Raw genomic sequence first — 7,742 nt, forward strand, 5'->3', positions numbered from 1 at the left:
GCCCGCGGCCGGCGTTCGCCCGCGCCCACGCGCCGAGCCGCGCCGCGACGTCTGCGACGTCGCCCACGAGCGGCGCCGGGTCCGCCTCCGCGGCGAGCCCCCGCGGGCGCGCGAGCTCGGCGGCGGCGCGGGCCAGATCCGTCGGGCCGGCGAGGAGGCGGTGCGCGATCGTCTCGAAGCGCGGGTCGCCGGGCTTCGGCGTCTCGCGGCCCGCCGCCGCCTCCCGGGCGACGAACGCGCGGACCGCGGCGGGGAGCGCGGCGCCCGTACCGGTGCGGGCGAGGACCGCCTCGACGTCGGCCCAGGTGGTGGGATCGGGGACGAGCGGTCCGGACGCGATCGTGGACAGGTCGTCCCCAGGCACGTCGGAGAGGACGAGCACGCGCACGGGCGCCGGCGCGAGCCGCGCGCCGAGGCGGCCGCCCTTCAGCGCCGACAGGTGCTTGCGGACGGCGTTCAGCTCCTGGATCGTCGCGCCTGCGCCCATCACCGCGGCGAGCGCGTCCGCCTTCTCCTCGAGGGAGAGCCCTTCGGCGGGGGCGACGGCGAGGGCGCTGCCGCCTCCCGACAGGAGCACGAGCGCGGCCGCCCCACCGTTCGCGTCGGCCCAGGAGACGATGGCCTCGCCCGCCTCGAGCGAGCGGCGCGTCGGGCGGGGGTGGCCCGCCGCGATCGCGCGCACGCCCGCGGGGGCGCGCGAGCCCTCCGGGTGGACGCAGAGCGGGTCGCGCGCGCGCTCACCCAGCGTGGCGAGCGCGGCCTCGATCATCGGCGCCGCGGCCTTGCCGAGCGCGAGCACGCGCACCGGACCGGGGGAGAGCGGCTCTTCCGCCAGCGCCTCCGTGACGCGACGCGCCGCGCCGAGCCGCGCGAGCGCGCCGCGGTAGATGTCCTCACACGTGGACGCGAGTGTGCCTTGGACCTGCATCGTCACCTCCCGTGCGTCGGCGTCGTTGCGGTGCGAGGGGCAAACGATAGAATCGCGTGGGCCCGGCGTCGCGGGGCCGGAGGGAGCATCGCATGGCCGAGGCATCCGCCGCAGCCGACGCGCCGGACGCCGCCCGTCAAAGGCGGCAGGTCCTCGTCGACCGGGGGTTCCAGCTCAAGTACGCGCTCCTCATGGCGGGGGCCGGGCTGGTCGTCGCGGCCGTGTTCGGGCTGTGGCTGCACCAGGTCCACGCGCAGGTGACCGCGCTCCTGGCCGCCGATCCCGAGACCCGCGCGCTCGTGGCGCGCAGCGACCGCGTGCTCCTCGGGGCGTTCGCCGCGATCGCGCTGCTCCTCGCGGGCGCGCTGGGGCTCCTCGGCGTCGTCGTCACCCATCGCGTCGCGGGACCGGTCTTCGTCATGAGCCACTACCTGCGCGTCCTCTCCGAGGGCCGGTTCCCGCGCATGCGCACGCTCCGCAGGAGCGACGAGCTCAAGACCTTCTTCCGCACCTTCATCGAGGCCGTCGAGCGGATGAAGGTCCGCGAGGCGCGCCACGCGGCGGTCCTCGAGGACGCCCTCGAGCGCATGCGCGCCGCCTCCGCGCGCTCTCCCGAGCTCGCACCCGCCATCGAGGCGCTCGCCGCCGCCGCGCGCGAGCGTCGCTCCGCCCTCGCCCTCGACGATCCCGAGCCCACGCCGCTCGCCGTCCCCGCGCCGCAGCGGCGCGCCGCGCCCTAGCCCAGAGGTTCCCACATGCGATCCCTCTCCGCCGTCCTCGCCTGCCTCCTCCTCGCCGCGTGCGGGAACCCCAGCGACCCGGAGGGCTGGGCGAAGCGCGCCGCGAGCCGGAGCCGGCTCGACGAGAAGCTCGATGCGATCGGCCATGCGCGCAAGGCGCCGGGTGACCGTGCCGCCGCCGTGCCCCACCTCGTCGAGGTCCTCTCGCAGGCCCCGCGCGCTCGCGCGGAGGCGGCGGTGGCGCTCGGCGAGATCGGCGACCCCCGCGCCGCGGGGCCGCTCCTCGCCGCGCTCGATCCCGCGCCCAGGGACCGGGACGCCATCGACGCGAACCGGCGGATCGCCGAGGCGCTCGGGGCGCTGCGCGCCCGCGAGGCGGTCCCGGCGCTGAAGCAGCTCACCGGCTCTCCCGACGGATACACCCAGGTCGCGGCGGTCGACGCCCTCGGCCGCATCGGCGATCCGGCCGCGGTCGACACCCTCGTCGCCATCGCGACCGGCGATCGCGTCGAGCCGTTCACCGCCAAGAAGGCCCTGCTCGCGCTCGGCTCGATCGCCGATCCGCGCGCCGGCAAGGCCGTCCTCCGCATGCTGTTCGACGAGCGCCCCGGGGTGTCGTTCTTCCCCGAGGCGGCGTTCGCCGCGTACCAGATCGGCGCGCCGATGGCCGCCCCGCTCATCGCGGTGCTCGAGGGGCGCGACGCCGAGCTCTCCGGCTGGGCGCGCGAGCGCGGCGTCGTGCAGGGCGCGCTCTATGCGAAGTCCGCGCAGCTCCTCGGCGACGTCGCCGGCGCGGAGGCGGTCCCGGCGCTCGTGAACAAGCTCTCCTACCAGGACGCGGACCCCGGCCTCGCGCTCTACGTCCGCGTCTTCGCCGCCGAGTCGCTCGGGCGCATGCGCGCCCGCGAGGCGGTCCGCCCGCTCGCCGACCTGGTCGGGCGCGAGCGCGACCCCGACGTGCGCGACCGCTACTGCGACGCGCTCTCTCGCATCGGCGACGCGGGCGCGGTCCCGGCGCTCCGCGCCGCAGCGTCCGCGCAGGACGCGCGGTTCCGCGACGGCGCGCTCGCCGCGCTCTCCCGCATCGGCGGCGCGCCCGAGCGCGCGGTGGTGCAGGCCGCGTCGCAGCGCGCCTGCGCCGGTGGCTGCGACGCCGGCCGCGAGGCCGCGTTCAAGGGCATGCTCGCGCGGCTCGACGCCGCCGCCGCCTGCGGCGCCGACGCGGGCTGCTGGGCGGGCAAGCTCGCGGATCCGAGCGCGGCGGTCCGGGATCGCGCGGCGCTCGAGGTGGGGCGCGCGGGCGGCGCGAAGCACGCCGGGGCGCTCGCCGACGCGCTCGTGCGGCCGGTCGAGCAGGACGCCGACCTCGCCGCCCGCTACCACGCGGTGCTGGGCCTCTCCTGGATCGCGTCCCGCGAGCCGCTCGGAGCGGCGGGGGCGGACCTCGCCGCGAAGATCGACGGGATGATCGCGCACGATCGCGGCCGTACGCTCACCGCCGGGGTCAACGAGGACGCGCTGCGCCTCGCGACGCGACTCCGGCGCGCGGCGCGGTAGCGAGCCCGCTCCGCCTTTCACTCACGGGCGCGGTCGCCTCGGCGATCGCGCCCGGTTCGTTTCCGGGAGCCGATCATCACCCGCCGCGGTCGTCCCTCACCCCGCGGTCCGTTTCCGCTTCGACGGGCCCGGCCGCTCCCACGAGCTCGGCAAGAGGCTGAACGGCAGGAGCTTCGCGACGAGCGGGAGGAGCAGCATGCCCCCCGGGGCGGCGAAGATCGCGAGCGCGGGGACGGCCTTCGCGAGATCGACGAGCTGTGCCTTCACCTTGCGCTTCTCGTCCTTCGTGAGCGCGTGCCCCGCCGCCGCCTTCGCGAGGAGCTGACCGAGCTCTCCCGTCTCGCGGATCTCGGTGACGAGGGCGTCGAGGTTGTCCGTGACGGCGGTCGAGACGCGCTCCACCACCTCGTCCGTGGCGGCGTCCAGATCGGCCGCGAACCCCTGCCAGCCCGAGCCGGCGCCGTCGCCGAGCGCCTCGAGCCACTCCGCGTGATCGGCGTGCTGCGCCGCGGCCTCGATCTCCGCGGCCGCGATCGCCTGCGCGTCGAGCCGGGACGCGCGCGCGAACGCCTCGATCCACGCCGCCGGCGCCTCCTGCACGAGCTTCAGCCCGAGCTGCGCGAGGCGGAGCTGCTCGAGCAGGAACCCGCGCACGCGCTCGGGCGTCGCCTCAGCGAGGGTCGCCGGCGCACGCGGCGCCGCGATCGCGTGCCGCGTCGCGCGCACCCCGGCGCGGTCGAGACCGAGCCGCGCGACCTGCCGCTGGCGCACGGCCCGGGCGGGCGCGCCGTCGAGGCCGGCCGCCCCGAGGAGGCCGGCGAGCGCCTCGGTGAGGAGGGCCGACTCGCGGGCGGCGTACGCCCCGTGACGCGCCAGGGCGTCGGCGACGAGGCGTCCGTCGCGGTGGTACCCGCAGACGACGCGCGCGAGCCGCCGGCGCAGCACGGCGATCGTTCCGGCGTGCAGCGGCAGCGCATGCGCCGGATCGCCCGGCGGGTAGAAGCGCGCGTGGAGCGCCTCCGCCGCGGCGCGCGTGGCCCGCTCGACGGCGCGGTCGCTCGCGCCGCCCGGCTGCTCTGGCTCGGCGGCGATCGCCACGGCGTGCTCGCCGACCGCAGCGGCGAGGGCGGCGGCGATCTCGGCGCGCCGGCGGGCGCGGACGAAGGGATCGCCGCGCAGGAGGGCGAGATCGAGCGCGAGCCCGATGTGCGCGCGGACCTCGTCGATGAACGCGTCCGCTGCGGCGGACGCGGGCGCCGCCCGGTTGCCGGCGGCCACCCCGGGTCGGACCACCGCGACCCGGCGCCTGAGCGAGCGCGTGACGAGCAGGCTCGCTGCGGGCGCGAGATCCACGGGCGACGCGCCGGCGCCGCGCACGTCGGCGGGGAGCCGGGCGCGGGCCTGGTCGGGATCGTGGCGGAGGAGCTCCTCATCGAGGAGCTCCCCGAGCCACCGCTTGTCGGTGAGCCGTCTCGGCACGTGACGTCCGGGCCGGCGAGTGTAGCGCGCTTCGCTCGGGCCGCGCTCGCCTGCCCGGACGGAAAGTCGGGAGGGGCGGAAGCCCTCGGCGGTGGAAAAAGGCCGGAAGATCAGCGGCCGGACTTGGCCCGGCCCTTCTTCTCCTCGGGCTCCTCGGGGGGCGGCGCGGGGACGGCCACCGGGCCGCGGTGGATCCCGAACTTCTCGAAGGTCTTCCCCTCCACCTGCTGCAGCACCTCGGGGTGCTCGCGGAGGAACGCCTTCGCCTGCTCGCGGCCCTGGCCGATCCGCTCGCCGCCGAAGCTGAACCAGGTGCCGCTCTTCTCGACGATGTTCTCGTTCGAGGCGAGGTCGAGCAGGTCGCCCTCGCGGCTGATCCCCTGGCCGTACATGATGTCGAACTCGACCTCCTTGAACGGCGGGGCGACCTTGTTCTTCACCACCTTCACGCGGGTGCGGTTGCCGATGACCTGATCGCCGTCCTTGATCGCGCCGATGCGGCGGATGTCGAGCCGCTGCGTCGCGTAGAACTTGAGCGCGTTGCCGCCGGTGGTCGTCTCCGGGTTCCCGAACATCACCCCGATCTTCATGCGGATCTGGTTGATGAAGATGACGATGGTGGAGGACTTGGAGATCGTGCCGGTGAGCTTGCGAAGCGCCTGGCTCATGAGGCGCGCCTGCACGCCCATGTGCGCGTCGCCCATCTCGCCCTCGAGCTCGGCCTTCGGCACGAGCGCGGCGACCGAGTCGACCACGAGCACGTCGACGGCGCCGGAGCGGACGAGCGTCTCGGCGATCTCGAGGGCCTGCTCGCCGGTATCGGGCTGGGAGATGAGGAGGTCGTCGGTGCGGACGCCCAGCTTCCGAGCGTAGCCCACGTCGAGGGCGTGCTCGGCGTCGACGAACGCGGCGATGCCGCCCTTCTTCTGCGCCTCCGCGACGGCGTGGAGGGCGAGGGTCGTCTTGCCGGAGGACTCCGGGCCGTAGATCTCGATGATGCGGCCGCGCGGGAACCCGCCGACGCCGAGGGCGATGTCGAGCGAGACCGAGCCCGTCGAGACCGCCTGGACGTCCTTCACGAGCGCCTCCTCGTTGCCGAGGCGCATGATCGAGCCCTTCCCGAAGGCCTTCTCGATGGACGCGACGGCCAGCTCGATCGCCTTCTCCTTCTCCGGTGCGACGGGCATCTCTTTCGTCTCCTTGCGGGGGGCGCCTTCAGCGCTCCCGGCGACTTGCGCGGTGGAGGTCTGTCTAGCAGCGCGCTCTGACAGGCGCTTTCGTCGGACCTGAACAGATGGATACTGAACGGAAGGTCGGTCGTCAAGCAGGCGCCAGGCGCACGATCCCGGGCCTGCGGCGGGCGTCCTCGCTCCTTGCGCCTGCGGCGTACGGAAGCAGTACGCCTCGGCGCGCGTCGCTGCGGGTGCCCGCCTCGGCTCCGGGCTCCTGCGCCTGGGGGCGAGCGGTGGTCAGGGTCACGCGCTAGCGCCTCCGCCGCCGACGAGAAACCCGCCCGGCTCCAGCCCGAGCCGGCGCACCGCGGTGTCCCAGCGCTTCTCGAGCGGCACGTCGAACACGAGCGTGCTGCCGTCGAGCTCGAGCGGCACCCATGCGCCGGCCGCGACCTCCCGCTCGACCTGCATCGGCGCCCAGCCGGCGTAGCCGAGGAGGAGCAGGAACGGATCGCCCGCGCCCGGCGCGCGCACGAGCGCCTCGAGCAGCTCGCGCGAGCCGCCCAGCGAGAGCGCGTCGCCGACCGCCACCGCGCCCTCCGCGTCGGCGGCGACGTTCCCGGGGCGGAAGAGGATCCAGAGCCGCTCCGGCTGGACCGGCCCGCCCACGAGCACCGGCGCGCCCGCGCGGCCGTTCGCCTCCGCCGCGCGGCGGAGGTCCTCGTCGACGCTCGCGAGCACCTCCGCGACCGTCACCGGACCGGCGCGATTCACCACGAACCCGAGCGCGCCCTCACCGTGGTGCTCGGCCATGAGCACGAGCGAGCCCGCGAAGTTCGGGTCGGTCAGCGCGGGCGCGGCGACGAGGAAGCCGGGGGCGAGGCCGGAGGGTGCAGGGGTCTGCATGGTTTCTCCGCGGCCGCCCGACGGGGCGCGCCGCTCCAGATCTTCTCTCGCGGCCGGACGTGCCGCGCAACTCGCAACCGCGGAAGGGGAGGGCGAGCCAGCTTCCTCGCCCTCTCGGCGCCCGGGCCCGCTTCGGTCGAGGCGCCCGTTCGCCTCCAGCGTCGCGCGGCCCCCGGGAGTGATCAGCGCGCTGGCGCGAGGCGCCGCACCGGGAGCGGGTCCACCGTGCTCGCCTGCGGGCCTTCGTCGCCGCTCTCCTCCACGAACCGGACGCCGCGCCCCACCTCGAGCCGCTCGAACTGTCCGCGCACCACCGCGTTCGCGTGGAAGTAGACGTCGCGTCCGTCCGGCGTGCGCAGGAACCCGTAGCGCTCGTTCGGGAACAGGCGCGCCACCACCCCCTGCGACGCCAGCGTGTGGGCCTTCACGCGGCCGTCGAGACGCCGCACGCGGTCCTCGAGCTGCCGCCGCGCCTCGCGGAAGGCCTGCTTCACCACGGCGTAGAGGTCCTCGTGCGTCTCCGTGGCCGTGGGGTTGCGCCCCACCACGATCCGGCCCCGCGGGATCGACACCTCCAGACGCACCCGGTACTGGCCGCCGCTGTGCCGGTGATGCCGGCTCGGCGCCTCCAGCATCACCGTGCACCCGACGATCCGGTCCGAGGCGCGCTCGAGTCGCGCGGCCTCCGCCTGGATGAGCGTCGCCACCGCCTGGGAGGGCGTCACGTTCCGCCAGCCAATCTCGATGGGCTTCTGCATTGCGTCACCTCCGCCTGCCTCGCGCCTGCCGCGCCGAGGCCGGCGGCCCCGGCGCCGCACCCTCATGCTACGCCGGGCCCCTGCGCGGGCGCCGCTGCGAGGCGGGGCACTCCCGACGGAGGCCTCCGCGCGAACCGCGGTGCCCCGCGCTCCCCGTCCGTGCCGCGCGCGCTCGCTGGCGACCCCGCCCACCGGGCGGGCC

The 7,742-nt window shown here is 76.0% G+C and carries 7 protein-coding genes; 2 read left to right on the top strand and 5 right to left on the bottom strand.

Annotated features, from left to right (window positions below):
- On the bottom strand, nucleotides 1–928 hold a 928-nt coding region (locus tag MNY62_RS24885; RefSeq protein ID WP_242347028.1), incomplete at its 3' end, for a DUF4147 domain-containing protein.
- 92 nt (nucleotides 929–1,020) lie between these two features.
- On the opposite strand from MNY62_RS24885, the gene MNY62_RS24890 reads away from it, so the two are divergent.
- Both MNY62_RS24890 and MNY62_RS24895 read left to right on the top strand, forming a co-directional pair.
- Entirely contained in the window at nucleotides 1,021–1,668 is a 648-nt protein-coding gene (locus tag MNY62_RS24890) for a hypothetical protein (RefSeq protein ID WP_242347029.1), read from the top strand.
- A gap of 15 nt (nucleotides 1,669–1,683) precedes the next feature.
- Entirely contained in the window at nucleotides 1,684–3,225 is a 1,542-nt protein-coding gene (locus tag MNY62_RS24895; protein ID WP_242347030.1) for a HEAT repeat domain-containing protein, read from the top strand.
- Between the two features lie 96 nt (nucleotides 3,226–3,321).
- On the opposite strand, the gene MNY62_RS24900 is transcribed toward MNY62_RS24895, so the two are convergent.
- From MNY62_RS24900 to MNY62_RS24915, 4 genes are all read right to left on the bottom strand, one after another.
- On the bottom strand, nucleotides 3,322–4,704 hold the full coding sequence (locus MNY62_RS24900; protein WP_242347031.1) for an LETM1 domain-containing protein: 1,383 nt from the start codon (nucleotides 4,702–4,704) through the stop codon (nucleotides 3,322–3,324).
- Nucleotides 4,705–4,814: 110 nt separating this feature from the next.
- A complete protein-coding gene (recA, locus tag MNY62_RS24905) occupies nucleotides 4,815–5,891 on the bottom strand; it encodes a recombinase RecA (protein WP_242347032.1) in 1,077 nt (358 codons plus the stop codon).
- Between the two features lie 288 nt (nucleotides 5,892–6,179).
- Nucleotides 6,180–6,782, bottom strand: coding sequence for a YqgE/AlgH family protein (locus tag MNY62_RS24910; RefSeq protein WP_242347033.1), 603 nt, complete (start codon nucleotides 6,780–6,782; stop codon nucleotides 6,180–6,182).
- A 182-nt stretch (nucleotides 6,783–6,964) separates the two neighbouring features.
- Nucleotides 6,965–7,540: an HPF/RaiA family ribosome-associated protein gene (locus MNY62_RS24915; protein WP_242347034.1), complete on the bottom strand. Its 576-nt coding sequence runs from the start codon at nucleotides 7,538–7,540 to the stop codon at nucleotides 6,965–6,967.
- Nucleotides 7,541–7,742 lie beyond the last annotated feature (202 nt).

This window comes from Anaeromyxobacter terrae, assembly GCF_022690685.1.
GTDB classification, from domain to species: Bacteria; Myxococcota; Myxococcia; order Myxococcales; family Anaeromyxobacteraceae; genus Anaeromyxobacter; species Anaeromyxobacter terrae.